This window comes from Morganella sp. BCCO 40_0007 (genome assembly GCF_032989665.1).
Classification (GTDB): Bacteria; Pseudomonadota; Gammaproteobacteria; order Enterobacterales; family Enterobacteriaceae; genus Morganella; species Morganella sibonii.
This window is the reverse complement of record NZ_JAVBIN010000008.1, coordinates 149,537-168,348: the sequence shown is the minus strand read 5'-3', so window position 1 is coordinate 168,348 and position 18,812 is coordinate 149,537. Positions and strand designations below refer to the sequence as shown.

At 49.9% G+C, this 18,812-nt stretch carries 19 protein-coding genes; 9 read left to right on the top strand and 10 right to left on the bottom strand.

Annotation, left to right across the window (positions count from 1 at the left end):
- The first annotated feature begins 3 nt into the window (after positions 1–3).
- Positions 4–723 carry a two-component system response regulator BaeR gene (gene baeR, locus R5268_RS11625; RefSeq protein ID WP_046893277.1) on the top strand — a complete coding sequence of 240 codons (720 nt, stop codon included), beginning with the start codon at positions 4–6 and terminating at the stop codon, positions 721–723.
- A gap of 60 nt (positions 724–783) precedes the next feature.
- On the opposite strand, the gene R5268_RS11620 is transcribed toward baeR, so the two are convergent.
- A complete protein-coding gene (locus R5268_RS11620; RefSeq protein WP_166708082.1) occupies positions 784–1,545 on the bottom strand; it encodes a hypothetical protein in 762 nt (253 codons plus the stop codon).
- A 218-nt stretch (positions 1,546–1,763) separates the two neighbouring features.
- Here R5268_RS11620 and yegQ point away from each other — a divergent pair, with 218 nt between their 5' ends.
- The 3 genes from yegQ to fbaB all read left to right on the top strand — a co-directional run bounded on the left by yegQ (position 1,764) and on the right by fbaB (position 5,403).
- Positions 1,764–3,149: a tRNA 5-hydroxyuridine modification protein YegQ gene (gene yegQ, locus R5268_RS11615; protein ID WP_317419380.1), complete on the top strand. Its 1,386-nt coding sequence runs from the start codon at positions 1,764–1,766 to the stop codon at positions 3,147–3,149.
- Between the two features lie 247 nt (positions 3,150–3,396).
- Positions 3,397–4,290: a lipid kinase YegS gene (yegS, locus tag R5268_RS11610; protein WP_317419379.1), complete on the top strand. Its 894-nt coding sequence runs from the start codon at positions 3,397–3,399 to the stop codon at positions 4,288–4,290.
- A 63-nt stretch (positions 4,291–4,353) separates the two neighbouring features.
- Positions 4,354–5,403 (top strand): class I fructose-bisphosphate aldolase, encoded by a 1,050-nt coding sequence (gene fbaB, locus R5268_RS11605; protein ID WP_004235228.1) that lies wholly within the window; start codon positions 4,354–4,356, stop codon positions 5,401–5,403.
- 207 nt (positions 5,404–5,610) lie between these two features.
- Here fbaB and rluF read toward each other — a convergent pair whose 3' ends face one another.
- The 3 genes from rluF to cspE all read right to left on the bottom strand — a co-directional run bounded on the left by rluF (position 5,611) and on the right by cspE (position 7,783).
- Entirely contained in the window at positions 5,611–6,507 is an 897-nt protein-coding gene (rluF, locus tag R5268_RS11600; RefSeq protein WP_107678865.1) for a 23S rRNA pseudouridine(2604) synthase RluF, read from the bottom strand.
- A 48-nt stretch (positions 6,508–6,555) separates the two neighbouring features.
- Positions 6,556–7,404, bottom strand: a complete 849-nt coding sequence (gene thiD / locus R5268_RS11595; RefSeq protein ID WP_317419404.1) for a bifunctional hydroxymethylpyrimidine kinase/phosphomethylpyrimidine kinase — start codon at positions 7,402–7,404, stop codon at positions 6,556–6,558.
- A 169-nt stretch (positions 7,405–7,573) separates the two neighbouring features.
- Complete coding sequence (gene cspE, locus R5268_RS11590) at positions 7,574–7,783, bottom strand: transcription antiterminator/RNA stability regulator CspE (RefSeq protein WP_004239901.1); 210 nt, start codon at positions 7,781–7,783, stop codon at positions 7,574–7,576.
- A 479-nt stretch (positions 7,784–8,262) separates the two neighbouring features.
- On the opposite strand from cspE, the gene pagP reads away from it, so the two are divergent.
- Positions 8,263–8,868, top strand: a complete 606-nt coding sequence (gene pagP / locus R5268_RS11585) for a lipid IV(A) palmitoyltransferase PagP (protein ID WP_182106768.1) — start codon at positions 8,263–8,265, stop codon at positions 8,866–8,868.
- Positions 8,869–8,928: 60 nt separating this feature from the next.
- On the opposite strand, the gene R5268_RS11580 is transcribed toward pagP, so the two are convergent.
- Together R5268_RS11580 and R5268_RS11575 are read right to left on the bottom strand one after the other, a co-directional pair.
- Positions 8,929–10,329 carry an amino acid permease gene (locus R5268_RS11580; RefSeq protein ID WP_182106766.1) on the bottom strand — a complete coding sequence of 467 codons (1,401 nt, stop codon included), beginning with the start codon at positions 10,327–10,329 and terminating at the stop codon, positions 8,929–8,931.
- A 139-nt stretch (positions 10,330–10,468) separates the two neighbouring features.
- Complete coding sequence (locus R5268_RS11575) at positions 10,469–10,615, bottom strand: PhoP/PhoQ regulator MgrB (protein ID WP_025154858.1); 147 nt, start codon at positions 10,613–10,615, stop codon at positions 10,469–10,471.
- Positions 10,616–10,821: 206 nt separating this feature from the next.
- On the opposite strand from R5268_RS11575, the gene R5268_RS11570 reads away from it, so the two are divergent.
- From R5268_RS11570 to brnQ, 3 genes are all read left to right on the top strand, one after another.
- A complete protein-coding gene (locus R5268_RS11570; RefSeq protein WP_046893286.1) occupies positions 10,822–11,205 on the top strand; it encodes a helix-turn-helix domain-containing protein in 384 nt (127 codons plus the stop codon).
- A gap of 134 nt (positions 11,206–11,339) precedes the next feature.
- Positions 11,340–12,146 carry a sugar-phosphatase gene (gene yidA / locus R5268_RS11565; protein WP_317419378.1) on the top strand — a complete coding sequence of 269 codons (807 nt, stop codon included), beginning with the start codon at positions 11,340–11,342 and terminating at the stop codon, positions 12,144–12,146.
- A 157-nt stretch (positions 12,147–12,303) separates the two neighbouring features.
- Entirely contained in the window at positions 12,304–13,626 is a 1,323-nt protein-coding gene (brnQ, locus tag R5268_RS11560; RefSeq protein ID WP_182106764.1) for a branched-chain amino acid transport system II carrier protein, read from the top strand.
- Positions 13,627–13,712: 86 nt separating this feature from the next.
- On the opposite strand, the gene R5268_RS11555 is transcribed toward brnQ, so the two are convergent.
- Both R5268_RS11555 and R5268_RS11550 read right to left on the bottom strand, forming a co-directional pair.
- Positions 13,713–14,399, bottom strand: coding sequence for an ankyrin repeat domain-containing protein (locus R5268_RS11555; RefSeq protein ID WP_317419377.1), 687 nt, complete (start codon positions 14,397–14,399; stop codon positions 13,713–13,715).
- An 82-nt stretch (positions 14,400–14,481) separates the two neighbouring features.
- Positions 14,482–15,315 carry an N-acetylmuramoyl-L-alanine amidase gene (locus tag R5268_RS11550; RefSeq protein WP_317419376.1) on the bottom strand — a complete coding sequence of 278 codons (834 nt, stop codon included), beginning with the start codon at positions 15,313–15,315 and terminating at the stop codon, positions 14,482–14,484.
- A gap of 191 nt (positions 15,316–15,506) precedes the next feature.
- Here R5268_RS11550 and R5268_RS11545 point away from each other — a divergent pair, with 191 nt between their 5' ends.
- The gene (locus R5268_RS11545) at positions 15,507–16,118 is read left to right on the top strand and encodes a glutathione S-transferase family protein (protein WP_317419375.1); all 612 of its coding nucleotides are present in this window, start codon (positions 15,507–15,509) and stop codon (positions 16,116–16,118) included.
- A gap of 35 nt (positions 16,119–16,153) precedes the next feature.
- Here the strand turns inward: R5268_RS11545 and R5268_RS11540 are convergent, their stop codons facing one another.
- The gene (locus tag R5268_RS11540) at positions 16,154–16,804 is read right to left on the bottom strand and encodes a CatB-related O-acetyltransferase (RefSeq protein WP_317419374.1); all 651 of its coding nucleotides are present in this window, start codon (positions 16,802–16,804) and stop codon (positions 16,154–16,156) included.
- Positions 16,805–17,127: 323 nt separating this feature from the next.
- Positions 17,128–18,582, bottom strand: coding sequence for an alanine/glycine:cation symporter family protein (locus R5268_RS11535; protein ID WP_054425894.1), 1,455 nt, complete (start codon positions 18,580–18,582; stop codon positions 17,128–17,130).
- Positions 18,583–18,812: the final 230 nt, after the last annotated feature.

Below are 18,812 nucleotides of genomic sequence, written 5' to 3'. Positions count from 1 at the left end.
CGCATGGAACAACATGCCGAACTGATTCTTATTGTGGAAGATGAGCCGAAACTGGCTCAGTTACTGACGGATTATCTGCACGCCGCGCATTACCGTACTCACTGGCTGGCACGCGGCGGTGAAGTGACAGACTGGGTTAAGGCACATCATCCGGATCTGATTTTGCTGGATCTGATGCTGCCGGAGAAAGACGGCCTGACACTCTGCCGTGAGATCCGTCAGTTCAGCGATGTGCCCGTCATGATGGTGACGGCGAAAACGGAAGAGATTGACCGCCTGCTGGGACTGGAAATCGGTGCGGATGATTATGTCTGCAAGCCTTACAGCCCGCGTGAAGTTGTGGCAAGGATCAAAACCATTCTGCGCCGCTGTCAGCGCAGTAACGAAACGTCAGAGGATAAATCTGACACCCTGGTTATTGATGAAGTGAATTATCAGGTGCGTTTCGGGACCCAGAGTCTGGATCTCACCCAGGTCGAATTCCGTCTGCTGCGCACGATGGTGTCACACCCCGGCACTGTGCTGTCCCGTAACCAGTTGCTGGATAATCTGTACGATGATTACCGCGTGGTGACCGACCGCACCATCGACAGCCACATCAAAAACCTGCGCCGCAAGCTCGGACAGCTGGAAAGTGACCGCGATTTTATTCATTCGGTGTACGGGTTAGGCTACCGCTGGGAAGGCGGCCCCGCTGAGATTATTGCCGCCACCATTATCTGACGGCTGTTATCTGACAGGGATAAAAAACGGCGGAATATCCGCCGTTTATTGTTTTTCTGGTTACTGAATAACGGACGGACGCTTCAGCCGCGCCAGGATTTTATCGAGCGTATTTTGCTCATCCTGTAATAAATCCGCTTTTGCAATACGGAATGTCCGATCCAGTTCAGCGGTTCTGATATGCAGTTTCAGTGCAGAACGGTTGTCTGTTATCACGGTGAATGCACTCAGCGGTGCTTCATAACAGACCGCATACTGCCCCGGGGTAAACAGAAGATTATCACCGACAATCGCCAGCATCGGATAATACTGGATACGCCGTGCGTTAATCATCAGCACAATCCCCACCGCAACCATGATACCGCCGAAATCCATCCCGATAACCAGCAGCACCACACCGAGCACCGCATACATCGCAGCCATGCTGACCTGACGCTGTTTATTGAATTTCAGCAGAACCTCAAACGGTAACTGCGCCAGTTTCGGGACACTTTTCAGTGAACTGTAAACCACGCGGTTATAGTCGTAGAGATAACCGACGATAAAGATAAAGCCCAGCGGAACAAAAATAATGCCGCCGATCATAGCGAAAATCAGACCCAATTTCGGCTGGTTACGCAGAGATGCCAGACTGATAAGCTGTGCCGCGATCCCGCCGGTCATCAGAATTTTCACGTACGGTAAGACTTCGATCAGTTGTTGTGTCTGATAATCCAGCTGATCCCGGTACGGCTCAAGTGCCGACGGAATATAAGCAATAATTCCCAGGAAAATCAGGTTAAGAACCAGACCAATCCAGACTGCAATATGACGTTTTTCCATGTATCCACGCTGTAACAGACTATAGTAAATGATAACGCAGCGGAGATTTTCCGCCGCGTCACTGAATTTAACGAAACTATATCAAATCGTTATCCGATATTCATGCCATTTTCAGTAATTCATTTGATACCGGGCGGATGACGCGCTAGAATCCATCGCCTTGATTACGCCTCCCCCGCAGGGGAAGGTTCTGACTTGAACTCAGATCGGAATACATTATGTTTACACCCGAATTACTCTCTCCGGCAGGCTCGCTGAAGAATATGCGCTATGCGTTCGCCTACGGTGCGGATGCAGTTTATGCCGGACAGCCGCGTTACAGTCTGCGTGTCCGTAACAACGAATTTAACCACGAAAACCTCGCCAAAGGCATTCAGGAAGCCCATGAACTGGGTAAAAGATTCTATGTCGTGGTGAATATTGCCCCGCATAACGCCAAACTGAAAACTTTTATCCGTGATCTGGAGCCGGTGATTGCCATGGGTCCGGACGCCCTGATTATGTCCGATCCCGGTCTGATCATGATGGTGCGCGAACATTTTCCGCAGATGGATATTCATTTATCCGTTCAGGCCAACGCCGTGAACTGGGCAACCGTAAAATTCTGGCGTCAGATGGGTCTGACCCGGGTTATCCTGTCCCGTGAACTGTCCCTCGATGAAATCGCTGATATCCGCAAAAATGTGCCTGATATGGAGCTGGAAGTCTTTGTCCACGGCGCACTGTGCATGGCCTACTCCGGCCGCTGCCTGCTTTCCGGTTACATTAACAAACGCGACCCTAACCAGGGTACCTGCACCAATGCCTGCCGCTGGGAATATAAAGTGGAAGAAGGCAAAGAAGATGTGATCGGCAATATTGTTCACAAGCAGGAACCTATCCCGGTGAAAAATATTGAGCCGACTCTCGGCGTTGGCGCACCGACGGATAAAGTATTCCTGATTGAGGAAGCACAGCGTCCCGGTGAATATATGACCGCGTTCGAAGATGAGCACGGCACGTATATTATGAACTCCAAAGATCTGCGGGCTATCGAACATGTCGAAAACCTGACTCAGATGGGTGTTCACTCCCTGAAAATCGAAGGCCGTACCAAATCCTTCTATTACTGCGCCCGCACCGCACAGGTTTACCGTCGTGCTATTGATGATGCCGTTGCCGGAAAACCGTTTGATCCGTCACTGCTGACCACGCTGGAAGGCCTGGCACACCGCGGTTATACCGAAGGGTTCCTGCGCCGCCATACCCATGATTCTTATCAGACTTATGAGTACGGCTATTCTGTTTCTGATTCCCAGCAGTTTGTCGGCGAATTTACCGGTAACCGCGTGAACGGCCTGGCCGAAGTGGATGCCAAAAACAAATTCTCTGTCGGTGACAGCCTGGAACTGATGACGCCAAACGGTAATATCAGCTTTACCCTCGATGCCATGAATAACCGCAAAGGGGAAGCCACAGATGTCGCACCGGGTAACGGTCATATTGTTTATCTGCCGGTACCGGATGATGTAAACCTGGAATTTGCATTGCTGATCCGTAACTTACAGGGTACCAGCACCCGTAATCCGCATATGCCGGAATTTACCGACGCTGCGGCCCTGTAACGGGAAAGTTCTGAATTTTCGAATCCGATCACAACAATCATTTCCGTTGTTTCGTAATATCGGACAGGAAAATAAAGAACTAAAACGCAACATGTAATACCAGGAACCACCTCCTTGGTTGGCTCAATCTCCCTTGAGCCAACCTTTTCTTTTTGTGCCCTTCTCTTTTTCTCCGCCCTTTTTTTCCCGGCAGAATCCCTCTGTGTTTGTTATCTTTAAAAGACGAAATCTGAACACGGAGAGTAATATGGCGGAAACGCATATAGTGATTCTTAACGGAAAACGTGCCGGTGATGATGGTATTCGTCAGGCTGTCAGCTACCTGCGGGACAGCGGTGAAGATATTCAGGTGCGGGTGACATGGGAAGCGGAGGATATTCCGCGCTTTGTCCGCGAAGCGCACCACCTGAACGCAGCAACCGTGATTGCCGCAGGAGGCGACGGTACAATTAATGCCGTATGCAGCGCACTGATGTCATATCCGGCTGAGGAGCGTCCTGTTCTCGGCATTCTGCCGCTCGGCACCGCTAATGATTTTGCCTCTGCGGCAGGTATTCCGGCAGATAAAACCAAAGCCCTGCTTCTGGCCGCCAAAGGCAGTCCTATCACTGTTGATATCGGCTGCATCAATGAATCCCACTATTTCATCAATATGGCCACCGGCGGGTTCGGCCCGAAAATCACCACCGATACTCCGGAAGCGCTGAAAAGCACCTTCGGCGGCGCCGCATATTTTCTCCACGGACTGACCCGCAGCGATTTACTGAAAGCCGATCACTGCACCATCAGCTGTGATGATTTCCACTGGCAGGATGACGCACTGGTGATTGGTGTCGGCAACGGCTGCCAGGCGGGCGGCGGACACAAGCTGTGCCCGGATGCGCGGATCAACGACGGGCTGCTGAACCTGAGTATCCTGCCGGAACGTAACTGGCCGCGTTCACTCTGGAACAGCCTGTTTAATGACGGTGAAGCGGAAGGCGTTATTATGAAAAGCAGCAGGCGGATCACCATCAGCGCGGCACATGAGATGGTGTTTAATCTCGACGGCGAACCGCTGACTGGTCAGCAATTCACCTTTTCCGTGCTGCCTGAAGCGATCCAGTGCCGGTTACCGCCACACTGCGGGTTGTTATCTTAAACACAATCCACGACAATCCGTGACAATTTTATAACACGCTACAGGAATCGGAGTTTACATACCATGACTGATATCGTTAAGTTGTTAGGCAATGATGCATCATCTCTTCTTGAACACACCTGCACCACTATTCCCAAAGACAATCTCTATCTGCCGGGCGATGACTTCGTCACCCGCGTGATGATTGACAATAACCGGCCGAATACCGTGCTGCGCTCTATGCAGTCGCTGTTTAATCACGGTCGTCTGGCGGGAACCGGTTATCTTTCCATCCTGCCGGTGGATCAGGGTGTTGAACACTCTGCCGCAGCCTCTTTTGCGGCCAATCCGCTCTATTTTGATCCGAAAAATATTGTTGAGCTGGCTATCGAAGCGGGCTGTAACTGTGTGGCATCCACTTACGGCGTACTGGCTTCTGTTGCCCGCCGTTATGCACACCGCATCCCGTTCCTCGTCAAAATCAACCACAATGAAACCCTCAGCCTGCCTGCGCAGTATGATCAGACACTGTACGCCAGTGTTGAGCAGGCGTTTGAAATGGGTGCGGTGGCAGTCGGGGCGACAATTTATTTCGGTTCACCTGAATCCCGCCGTCAGATTGAGGAAATCTCAGCAGCCTTTGAACGCGCACATGAACTGGGAATGGTCACGGTATTGTGGGCTTACCTGCGTAACCCGGCATTCAAAAAAGATGGCGTGGATTATCATGCCAGCGCGGATTTAACCGGCCAGGCAAACCACCTTGCGGCGACAATCGGCGCGGATATCGTCAAACAGAAGATGGCGGAGAACAATGGCGGCTTTAAAGCTATCGGTTTCAGCCATACTGATGAACGCGTTTACAGCACACTGACCACCGATAACCCGATTGATCTGGTCCGTTATCAGCTGGCGAACTGCTATATGGGCCGTGCGGGGCTGATTAACTCCGGCGGTGCATCCGGTAATAATGACCTCGCGGATGCCGTCCGTACAGCGGTGATCAACAAACGTGCCGGCGGTATGGGGTTGATCCTCGGCCGTAAAGCCTTTAAGAAATCAATGAAAGACGGGGTGGCACTGATTAATGCAGTGCAGGATGTGTATCTCGATAAGAAAGTGACGATTGCTTAAATGCAGAACAGGCCGGATAACCGGCCTGATTTTTTTGTGCGCCCTGTTTGTTCCGGGGAGCTGCTGATAACGGGCAAAACAAAAAGCCGCTGTAAATACATCCCTGTAAGCTCATGCGCGTCATCCATGACGCGCATGCTTTTCGTCCGCCTGCCCGTTATCCGCATTATTACCTGTACTGCGGATCACTTTTCAGCAGACAGATAATTATCTTTTCTTCTTCTTCCGCCCTGCCTGCGCAAAGCGCTGGCGGTTATTATCGCTGCTGCTCTCTTTCTTCTTCTGCTGTTTGTCTGACCCCGGATAAACCGGCGGAGCAACCTTGATTTTGTTATCGCGCTTCTGCGGTTTAGCGGCCGGTTTTTTGACTTTTTTATCTTCGGATGAGGATTTTTCAATCGCATCAAAGAGCTCAACCAGCTCGTCATCCGTTAAATCACGCCATTCGCCCACCGGGATCCCGGTCAGACTGATATTCATGATGCGAACACGTTCAAGCTTCGTCACTTCATAGCCGAAATGTTCACACATCCGGCGGATCTGACGATTCAGCCCCTGAACCAGTGTGATGCGGAAAACAAACGGTGCTTCCTGCTTCACTTTGCATTTTTTGGTTACCGTACCGAGGATCGGCACACCTGCCGCCATACCACGGATAAAATCATCCGTGACCGGTTTATTGACCGTTACCACATACTCTTTCTGGTGGTCATTTCCGGCACGCAGAATTTTATTCACCAGGTCGCCGTGGTTGGTCAGGAAAATCAATCCCTGTGAGTCTTTATCCAGGCGACCGATAGGGAAGATACGGGTGCTGTGATTGACGAAATCAACAATATTGTCTTTCTCACCCTCATCAGTGGTACTGACAATACCCACCGGTTTATTGAGGGCAATCAGAACCAGATCATCCTGCTCCCGCGCCTCAATCAGCTGACCGTTGACTTTAACCACATCCCCCGGCACCACTTGTGAGCCGATAGCCGCACGTTTGCCGTTGATCAGGACTAATCCCTGCTCAATATAGCGGTCTGCATCCCGGCGGGAGCAGATGCCGCTTTCGCTGATGTATTTATTAAGACGCACAGATGAACCCGTTTCCATATCTTCCCCCCTGAAAAGCGCGCAATATACACGAATTACCGTGCGATATCACCACCACTGATAAAAATGGTGAACCGGACCATGTCCGTGTCCTACTTCAAGACTATCTGCCGCAGCCAGCGCTCCGTGCAGATACTGTTTTGCGGCCTCTGTGGTTTCCGCCCAGTCCGCACACTGCGGCCGCAGCGCTGCCATTGCCGCCGATAATGTGCAGCCGGTGCCGTGACTGTTTTTGGTCGGGATACGGACAGAGGTAAAGCGGTGACGGCCTTCCGACAGAAACAGCCAGTCAGGGCTTTCGGCGTTATCCAGATGACCGCCTTTCAGCAGTACCGCGTTTGCCCCGGCAGCCATCAGCGCCTCGCCCTGCTGCTGCATCATCTTTTCATCTGTGGCAACCGTTGTTTTCAGCAACGCGGCCGCTTCGGGAAGATTGGGGGTGATAATCGAAACATGAGGTAATAACTCAGAGATCAGTAAATCAACCGCATCAGCTTTCAGCAACGGATCACCGCTTTTCGCCAGCATCACCGTATCCAGTACCACATACGGCACCGGGTACTGACGCAGTTTCTCAGCCACAATGCGGATCACGCCGCCGTCAGACAACATGCCAATCTTGGCACTGTCAATTCTGACATCCGTCAGTACCGCATCCAGTTGTGCCCCGATAAACTCAGGCGGAACGGAATGGACTGAGTTCACGCCGCAGGTATTTTGTGCCACCAGCGCTGTCATCACCGTGGTGCCGTAAACGCCCAGTGCGGAAAAGGTTTTTAAATCCGCCTGAATACCCGCACCGCCGCTCGGATCGGTTCCTGCAATGGTTAATGCGTTGATTCTCACCCTGATATCTCCTGTTTTGCTGTGGCGCTCTGTATAGTGAATTATACGCATCCGGTGACAGGAAACCACCGCAGAACAGGCAATAAAAAACCCCATGCCCGCAAGGGCACAGGGTCTGAATTTGCGTCAGTGATATACACTCGTTGTTGAACGGCTATCAGGCTGTCGCGTTAACCACGCTGGTAAAACCAACTATCAGAGGCAGTGCTGCCGGAGATAATTATGCTTTAGTGACGTTGGCAGCAGCTGGGCCTTTAGGACCATCCTGCACTTCAAATTCAACTTGTTGGCCTTCAGCAAGTGTTTTGAAACCATCGGTCATGATTGCAGAGAAGTGAACGAACACGTCTTTGCTGCCATCAGCTGGAGTGATGAAACCAAAACCTTTTGATTCGTTAAACCACTTAACGGTGCCTTTAAGTTTAGCCATTGATAAAATTCCTATCCTACAAATTTGCCGATAACCGGCGATATACAAACTAGTCGTTACTGCTTAAAAAACAGAAGCGTACCTCGTTTACCCATTTGAGTTATCACATAGGACAGGTCGGAAATCAAGCGATTTTTTCAGCGGGAAGATCTGGTGCACATATTTAGAAATATTAATAACATGTTCCGATAAATTTATACGCAAAATTGATAACCGCTTGTGTTTAAACATATAAAAAAATTACAACTTTGTTCCTTTCCTGCAAGAACGATAAGCTGCCTTGCTTCATTATTTCCATACTAAGAATCTGCTTATTACCGGTCTTCATTGATATTTTGTTTAGATTTAAGCCGTATCAGCAGTATAAAAACAATATGAAATCTATGTTATTATAATTGTTATCTATTAATTCGAATTCTTTGTTATGAGCAGAATAATCGTTTTAGGATAAATGATTATCGTCACACCAGGAGTTATTCATGAAGCTTTCTTTAAGCACGGCCGGCGCCCTGACGCTTACCTCCCTGCTGATGGTTTCACAGCCCGCAGCAGCGCAGGAACAGGACACACATAAAAATGACAGCGTCACCAATGATGCGGCAACTTCAGAAGGACTCTGGGGCACATTTAAACGCAATGTCACCAATGTCTGGCAATCGGACCAGTACGATCTCTATGTTCCGTTCTGGACCTGGCATAACCGCCTGACCTACGACAAAGAAAAAACCGATACCTACAATGAAAAGCCGTGGGGAGCCGGATTCGGCAAATCCTACTATGATGAGGATAACGACTGGCACAGTCTGTACGCCATGGCATTTAAGGATTCACACAACAAATGGGAGCCTATCGTCGGTTACGGATTCCAGAAGATGTGGATGCCGCAGGGGCAGGATGGCTTCAAAGCCGGTGTCGGCTTTACGATTGGTGTGACCGCGCGGGATGATTATCACTATATTCCGATCCCGGTGCCGCTGCCGCTGGCTTCCGTGGAATATAACCGTCTGGCGATTCAGGCGACCTACATTCCGGGTACTTACAATAACGGTAACGTCCTGTTTATGTGGGCCCGCTGGCAATTTTAAGTCTTACTGAACACAAAAAACCGGGGATTTTCCCCGGTTTTTTATTGCCTGAAAGAATGATTATGCTTTCGCTGCACGGCGGCGTTCATAATAACGGTATGTCAGCCACAGGAAAGCAATCCAGAACGGCAGCAGAATAACGGAAATCCGCAGCGGCTCCATCAGGGCAATCAGTACCAGGATAAAGGCCAGGAATGCGAGACAGATATAGTTACCCCACGGATACCACAGCGCCTTAAAGAACGGCTCCACGCCCTCTTTCATCTTCGCCTGACGGAATTTCAGGTTAGAGATACAAATCATAATCCAGTTAATCACCAGTGTGGTGACCACCAGCGACATCAGCAGGGAAAATGCCTCTTTCGGCAGGAGGTAGTTGATCAGTATCCCCGCAGAGGTGACCAGGCCGGACAGAATAATCGAGTTAACCGGTACACCACGCGGGCTGATACGCTGCAGGAATGACGGCGCATTTCCCTGACGTGCCAGGCTGTAGAGCATCCGGCTGTTACTGTAAACACCGCTGTTGTATACAGAGAGTGCGGCGGTCAGTACCACCACGTTCAGCACATGGGCAATCCACAGGTTGATATTTCCCTGTAACGAATCCGCCGCACCAAAGGTATGGCCGATTTCACGGAAGATCAGCACAAACGGGCTGACGTTCTCGACAATTTTTGTCCACGGATAGAGTGAGAGGATAACGGTAATAGAACCGATATAGAAAATCAGGATACGATAAACCACCTGATTAATGGCTTTCGGAATACTGTAGCGCGGGTTTTCCGCTTCAGCCGCAGCCAGACCGACCAGTTCAAGGCCGCCGAAGGAGAACATGATGATTGCCATCGCGAAGATCAGACCACCCCAGCCGTGCGGCATAAATCCGCCGAACTCCCAGAGGTTACTGACTGACGCCTGCGGGCCGCCGCTACCGCTGATCAGCAGATAGGCACCAAAGGCAATCATACCGAGAATGGCCACCACTTTGATCATGGCAAACCAGAATTCAGTTTCCCCGTAAACCTTAACATTCACCAGGTTTATCAGGTTGATCAGCACAAAGAAAACAGCGGCAGAAATCCAGGTCGGGACGTCCCACCAGAATTTAATATACTCACCGACCGCGGTTAGTTCGGCCATACCGACCAGAACAAACATCGCCCAGTAGTTCCAGCCGGATAAGAAACCGGCAAAACCACACCAGTATTTATGCGCAAAGTGACTGAATGACCCGGTAACCGGCTCTTCCGCCACCATTTCGCCAAGCTGGCGCATGATCAGAAATGCAATAAACCCGGCAACTGCGTAGCCGAGCAGGACAGAAGGCCCCGCCATCTGAATCGTTGTTGCTGTTCCCAGAAACAGCCCCGTCCCCACAGCACCACCCAATGCGATAAGCTGTATGTGTCTGTTTTTTAAACCGCGCTTGAGCGTCTGCTCCTGCTGTACTTCTGACATTATATCCTCTGTAACGGCTATATTATTATTCTGCGTTGTGCATCGCTGCATCCTGAAAAGTTTAAGGCCGTTATTAAAACATCATTTTGCTGCCTTGAATACCGTTAGCAACAAGATAATCAGAGGGAAAAGGCAAAACTCAGCCCTTGTCTGACGGAATAAATTTCGTAATCTCACAGATTCCCAGCATAAAATCCTCGCGCTGATCACAATACTTATCAAGGGCCGCGATATAAAAAAACACACCGGCGACAATCAGCAGCAGGATAATTATGATTTTTTTCATGTTTTGCCTATTTTCATCTGATTTATACCTGTTTAAAAGAGTTCGTTACATTCCGGTATCGCCACATACTTTAGCGGATAGAGGGTGCTGTTTCACAAAAAAATTCATTTCATCAGCAGGAAGCGCATAAACAGATAACACCCTGTTTTGTCATAATGAAATAAACTTGTATACTTGGAAAACCCTGAAACTGAGTCGAAATCGTCATGCCGCAAGATAATCACGTCGCACTTGTATGCGCTCTTAGTAAATGGATAGAAAACCACACGGGTCGTGTTATCCACCTCGAAGAACTGGCTGCCTATTCCGGGTACTCGCTCTGGCATATGCAGAAGATCTTCAAAGAAGTTGCCGGCATCTCTCTCGGCAAGTACATTCGTCAGCGCCGTCTGGCCGGTGCTGTTAACGCCCTGCGCCAGAGTGAACAGACTATCTTTGATATTGCCCTTGATTTCGGTTTCGGGTCGCAATCTCATTTTACCTATATGTTTCGCAAAGAATATAACATCACCCCCTACGACTACCGCCAGAATCCTGATATCACCCTGGATATCAAAGAGCCGTGGCATTTCAGTCATGACTGTAACTAAGGCAACTTAAACAATTAATAACAGAACTATATTTAGCCATATGATTTCAACTATCATATTCAGCATTCAGATCGGCAGGACAAATCCCTGCCGCAGTACAATCAGTGGTGCATTCCGCTGTTTCAGGAGCCAGCATGTCCGTAAAACTTATCGCCATTGACCTCGATGGCACCCTGCTTAATGCTCACCATCAGATTACCCCCGCAGTCAGTGCTGCTGTTACCCGCGCAAAAGAAAAAGGTCTGCATGTCATCCTGACATCCGGCCGCCCGTTTAACGGTATTCTGCCCTATCTGAGGGAACTCGGGCTGGATAAGGCAGATCATTACTGCATCAGCAATAACGGCGCGGTTATTCACGATGCTGAAACCGGCGAACCGGTGATTGAAACGCTGATGGATTTTGAGGATTACCGCTATTTTGAGGCGCTGGCCCGCGACATAAACGTCCATTTCCATGTACTGAGTAATGGTGAGATGTTTACCACCAACCGCGATATCAGCCACTACACCCTGATGGATGCTTACCTGACTCAGACACCACTGCACTACTGTCCGCTGGCGGAAATGGACAGCGAAATGCAGTTCAGCAAATTTATGATGGTTGATAACCCGGTACGTCTGAATGAAGCAGCCGGTTATATCCCGCAGGTTTCATTTGACAGCTACAATATTCTGCGGACAGCACCGCATTTTGTGGAGATTTCTGCAAAAAATGCCACCAAAGGCCGGGCTGTGGCACTAATCACCGAAAAACTGGGGCTGACACCGGACAAAGTCATGTGCATCGGCGATCAGAACAACGATATTTCTATGCTGGAGTACGCCGGTGTGGGTGTTGCCATGGGCAATGCGGCTGACCACATTAAGCAAAAAGCCGGATTTGTGACGACCTCTAATGATGAGGATGGTGTGGCTGCTGCCATAGAAAAGTTTGTGTGACCGGGATTATATTTTTTCAAATTCCCCTAATTAATGGATTTGTCCCGTTTACTCTTTTGAGTCTTTCAATCAACCTGCATTTTGTTACTATTTTAACTGTTTCATTTAAAAAATAACTAAATCACAGTATTTAATTTTAACATGTACAGGTTGTTTTATGTTTTCAACAAAAGACATGCTCGTTCTCGGGATGATGGTTTTTGCACTTTTCCTGGGTGCGGGCAACATAATTTTTCCGCCGATGGCGGGTTATCACTCAGGGACTGACTGGTTCAGTGCCTCCCTCGGATTTATCGTCACCGGCGTGGTTCTGCCGTTTATCACCCTGATTACCGTTGCGGCCAAAGGCCGTGGTGAGCGGTTGTCAGTTGATCTGCCGCGCTGGGTTTCAGTGACATTCTGGGTGGCACTCTATCTGATCCTCGGCTCGACTTTCGCCATGCCGCGTGTGACCAATACCGCGTATGAGCTGGGTTTTCTGCCGCTTGGTCTGGTTGAGAAAAGCACGGCCAGCCATCTGATTTTTGCCTTTGTCTTTAACTTCGTTTCCATGTTCTTTATGCTTAAACAGGGAACGATGATCAGTGCTATCGGTAAATTCATGACCCCGGCACTGCTGTTTCTCCTGGTTGCCGTGGGTATCGCTGTGGTGCGCACGCCGCTTTCGCCGATCAATGAACCGATCAATCAGTATGTGGATTTTGCCTTCTTCTCCGGCATTGTTGATGGTTATCAGACCATGGATGTGCTGTCCGCAATGGCGTTCGGCGGTATTGTTGCCCGTGCTCTCGCATCACGCGGGATCACCTCGCCGCAGGAAGTGGTGGTTATTACCATCAAAGCCGGGCTGATTGCTGTCGGCCTGCTGGCTGCACTCTACATCTGCCTGTTCTATCTGGGCGCAACCAGTGACATGGTGTCACAAACCGCCACCAACGGCGGACAGATTTTCTCCCGCTATGTCGATGTCCTTTACGGCGCGCTCGGTACCTGGCTGATGTGCGGCATTGTGCTGCTCGCCAGTATGACCACCTTTGTCGGTGTAACCAGTGCCTGTGCGGATTTCTTCGCGACATTCAACCGCCGTCTGGATTACCGCTTCTGGGTGGTGGTATCCACATTGCTGACCACCATTGTGTCCACCTTCGGCCTCGATACTCTGCTGCGCGTCACCATCCCGGTACTGCTGCTGATCTACCCGACCACCGTTGCACTGGTCTTCCTGCAGTTTGCCCGCCGTAAAATGCGTAATCCGCGCTTTACCTACGGTTTTACTGTCGCGGTGCTGGTTGTGATGAGTGCTTTCGACACGCTGAACAATATCGGCCTGCTCAGTGAAAACGTCCTGGATGTGCTACACCGGATGCCGCTGTTTAAGGAAGGGATCGGCTGGTTACTGCCGGGCGTGATTGCCTTTATCATCTCTTTCGTTGCCGGCAATATGAAACCGGCAAAAATGCAGCCGGATACGGCCGCATGATGTAAAAAGCCCGGTTCTCTGACCGGGCTTTTTTTCGTTATTTATTATGTCGTTATTTATTATGCCGTTATTTATTATGATACTGTTTAGTGTGCCGCCGCCCGTTCCAGAATAGCAGCCAGATTACGGTAGCCATGACGCTTTGCCAGAGTCAGTGGTGAATCTCCGGCGGCATCCGGCAGATTAACATCTGCACCACCCTCTATCAGCAAAGTGACAATATCCGCATATTTCTGACTGCCGTCACCGAGAATGATCGCTTCAATCAGCGCTGTCCAGCCAAGATTATTAACATGATTAACATTCACTCCTGCATCAATCAGTGTCTTCACGGTTTTGATATGACCGCGCTCTGATGCGGGGATCAGCGCAGTACCGCCATAACGGTTCGTGCTTTTCAGATCGGCCCCGTGACTGAGTGTCATTTCCAGAATATCCTGTAATCCTCGCGCACCGGCATATAAATACGGCGTGTCCATAATAGCATCTGCGGCATTCACATCAGCACCCTGTTCTATCAGATAGCGGGCCACCTCTGTGCGGTTACCGTGTACTGCTGCCATCAGCGGTGTGCGCAGGCGGTTGTCACGCTGCTCAATATCGCCGCCCTGTCCGATTAACTGCTGAACCGTATTAAGATCACCCTTTTCCGCTGCGCTAACCAGGTCAGGCCTGTCTGTTTTTGTCATACCTGTTGCCATTGTTATCAGTGAGAAAAAAATAATACCGGATAGCCCAATCAGCCTGCCGGCACTCAGAATGTGTTTTTTCATTCTGCCACTCCTGTTGTGCTGATCCTGTGAATGCTCATACCATAACAAAACAGCATGATTTTTCACCTGACAGATAACAGGGTTATTGTGCGCCGTATTTTTTCAGAAGGGCTTTCACCAGAGCCAGTGTTTCCGCATCCGCCTCACCGTTTACTTTATGAGAGCGAAAATGCATCTGGAATGCTTTGATAACGTTGCGGGTTTTACCATCAACTTTACCGGTTACGGTGATTTCATAGCCATATTTTTTCAGTGCCTGCTGTAACTCTCCGGCATTGATTTTATCCGACGGGTGCCGGTTTCCGAGAAAATGTTTTACATCAGATGCATCCGGCCAGGCACCGATCCCGCGTTTCGCCAGATATTCCCACGGGAACATCGGCCCCGGGTCCAGTTTACGCTGCGGTGCAATATCGCTGTGTCCCACCACATTTTGCGGTGCAATGTTATGCCGCGCGATCACATCCTGTGCCAGCTTCACAATCAGGTCTATCTGGGCAGTCTGATACGGCACCCAGCGCTGCCCGACAGACATTTTCACTGTGCCGGGATTGACGATCTCCACGCCGACTGAGCTTTTATTCAGGCTGCTTTCGCCGCGCCAGTAACTCTTTCCGGCATGCCACGCTTCACTGCCTTCCGGCACCAGCTGCAATACCACCGGCTTACCGTCACGCACTGCAGGGATTGTCGGCACCAGATACTGAACACTCACCCCGCCGGCGGTCAGCACCCGCAGCGATGCCTCATCATTCAGCGCGGTATAATGAAAAACCAGATAATTATTCGGTTTGGATAACCACGGCTCTTTGATATTCCGCTGATCGACAATAAATTCACCATGATCAATATACCGGCTCTGATTACTGCATCCTGTCAGTATCAGTGCACACACCAGACACACGCTACGCCACATCTTTCTTTATCCTGTACAATTTTATCCGGCACTGTGCCGGTACAGCCCCTTTCCGGGAATATCACGACCGTATTATTCATAACGAACATTATGTCACAGCAGTATATTATGACGACTTCATTGCGGTAGTGCTATGCTCTGAAAACGAATCATCATGAGGTTTTTGGATTTTTATTCACGCGGATAATGAAATGGATATTTACACTTACCCGAAGTCGCGCTCCATCCGCGCCACCTGGATGGCGGAAGAGCTGGGTCTTGATTATCAGTGTCACTTTGCCGATGTAATGTCTGCCGGAAAACAGATTCCGGGTAAAAATCAGAAAGTCCCTGCACTGTCTGATAACGGGCTGGTCATTTTTGAATCCTCCGCCATCTGCATTTACCTCGCGCAAACTTACGGTAACGGGCGTTTTTACCCGCAGGATATAAAAAAACAGGCCATAGTAAACCAATGGCTCGCCTATATTATTTCGGAACTGGAAAGCCCCCTCTGGATCATACTGAGACATGCCGTGGTCTTACCGGAAGCTATGCGGCAACCGGCTGCTATCGAACCGGCAAAAGCGGATTTTTTGCGGGCAATTAAAGTCATTGAACAAGAGATCTGCGGAAAAACATGGCTGTGTAACGATGATTTTTCTGTGGCGGATATTTTCTTATTTCATATCTCACGCTGGGCCATGATGCTGGGTTTTGTATTGTCAGAGGATCTTGTGCACTACACTGAGGCACTGGAAAAGCGTCCGGCACTGCAACGCGCCCGTCAGCGGGAGCAACAGGCAGCTGAAAACGCACGGTAAAAAATACCCGCCGCGGCGGGTATTCAATCATCTATTTACGGTTGAGTGCTGTTTTGCGCCTTGTCATACTGTTCTGATGCCGCTTTCAGCCCGGCCAGATCAGCGGAGCAAATCAGCGGTCTCAGCGCATCAAACTTCGCCTGCGGCCAGTCATAGAGGGACAGCGACAGTAATTCCGTGACAGTATTTTCATCAAACCGGCTGCGGATAACGGCAGCCGGATTACCGCCGGCGATCGCATATGGCGGCACATCGCGGACAACCACACTGTTTGCCGCAATCACCGCGCCCTCACCGATAGTCACACCAGGCATAATCATCGCCCGCATGCCTATCCAGGCACCGTCACCGATACGGGTATCCCCTTTGCCGATATAAGCCTCATCAATGATATCCGGAAACGGATACAGGCTGAACCAGTCATGGCGGTGTGTATGATTACCGCCCATCAGGATCACAGCTTCTGCACCGATGCAGACATAATCCCCGATATACAGCTCATCGACTTTCCAGCTGAGCTGCCAGTCACGGCTTATTTCATCGCCCTGCAAATAACGGACAACAGAGGCTTCAAAGCCTTTATCCCAGCAGTCGCTGTAATAGCTGTGTGTGCCTTTGATATGAATATTCGGATTTGTGACCGTTTCATGCAACCGTTCACAAACGGACCAATGTTTTTGTTTCATGGTAAATCTCATTATTGATGAATAGTTACCACAGAACGCTGCTCTGTGGTGATGTACCCGCGTTCAAAGCACATCACACCGGGTTATCCTCGCCCGTTTCAGCCGGGGATTATCCATTATTCTCTCCCATACAGAAAAACACCCGCAAAAGCGGGTGTCAGGCCGTTGACAATCCCGCGGGGGTTGGCGACGACCGACAGAGGTTGTAAAAATAAACCAGGAAAATCAATTTATTGATTTTCGGCTGATAACACAAAGCAGGAAAAACCACGTTTTATCCTGCTTTGTCTGCAATCTCACACCCGCAAAAGCGGGTGTTATCGTCAGTTAACCTTTTGTTCAACCAGCGGTTCCGGTGTTTCTTCCCAGATGCCGTCTTCAACCTGTTTACGAATTTCAGGATAAAGGTTGATATCAAACTGCGGTAATTTCCCCGTTTTGCGCTGTTGGTTATAATCTTTCGCCAGCTTAAATGCAACGCCGGACAACAACAGGATAGCAATCAGGTTTGTTACCGCCATCAGCCCCATCGAGAAATCTGCCATTTTCCAGACCAGCGGCATTTCTGATAATGCCCCGAACATCACCATACCCAGCGAAGCCAGACGCAGGACAAACAGCCCTTTGGTGTGTTTGTGCTCGAGGAACACCATATTGCTTTCCGCATAAGCGTAATTGGCAATAATGGAGGTAAACGCAAAGAAAAAGATAGCCACGGCCACAAAGACAGAACCCCAGCTGCCGACAACCGAACTCAGCGCCAGTTGCGTAATCTCAATACCGTTGATATCGCCCTGCGGATTGTCCAACACACCGGAGGAGAGAATAATCATCGCGGTGGCGCTGCAGATAACCAGTGTGTCCATAAAGACCCCCAGCATCTGCACATACCCCTGAGAAACCGGATGCGGCGGAAATGGTGCCGCAGATGCTGCAGCATTCGGGGCGGAGCCCATGCCTGCCTCATTCGAGAACAAACCACGCTGTACGCCGTTAATCATGGCCTGTGCCACACCATAACCGACAGCACCGGAAACCGCTTCCTGTAATCCGAAAGCACTTTTGATGATCAGCATAAAAATTTCCGGCAGGCGTTCCGCATAATGTCCCATCACCCAGAAGGCGAGAATGAGATACGCAACCGCCATCACCGGTACCACCAGCTCCGCCACACGGGCAATGGAGCGCAGGCCGCCGAAAATGATCACACCACAGATAACCACCAGACCGGCACCGACATAACCGGCATCCGCGCCAAAGGCCATTTTGGACGCCTGAGCAATCGAGTTTGCCTGAACGGCATTAAAGACCAGCCCGAATGCGATAATCAGGAAGATTGAGAACAGAACGCCCATCCAGCGGGCTTTCAGTCCGCGTTCCATATAATACGCCGGACCACCGCGATAATTCCCCTGGTCGTCCCGGGTTTTATAAAGCTGGGCAAGTGTACTTTCAATAAAGGATGTCGCCATACCGATCAGCGCGACAACCCACATCCAGAAGATAGCGCCCGGCCCCCCCGCGGTCAGCGCGATCGCCACCCCGGTCAGGTTCCCGGTACCCACCCGGGCGGCCAGGCTTGTACACAGTGCCTGAAACGGGGAAATGCCGGATTTATCCGATTTCTTACTGTGCTTTAGCACGCTGAACATGTGTCCGAAGTGACGGAATTGGATAAATCCGGTACGAAATGTGAAGTACAGTCCGATACCCAGTAATAAATAGATGAGCAGGTGGTTCCAGAGTAGTCCGTTTAATGTATTAATTATATCGGTCAAAGTTATACCTCTTATATTGCTGTGCTGATTTGCGGCGAACAAGCCCCTTAACGAATGACAGGTAATATCCGTATTGTCATATCTGACGGTAATTGTTTAAAAAAAAGACACCTCTTATTAAGAATCAGCCCGACTTTACCATAAGAAATATTTCCCTGTATATTTTTTTATTCCTTTTTTTTCACTCTATTAATTAACGTTAATTTTTCGCATTAATACAACGATTAATC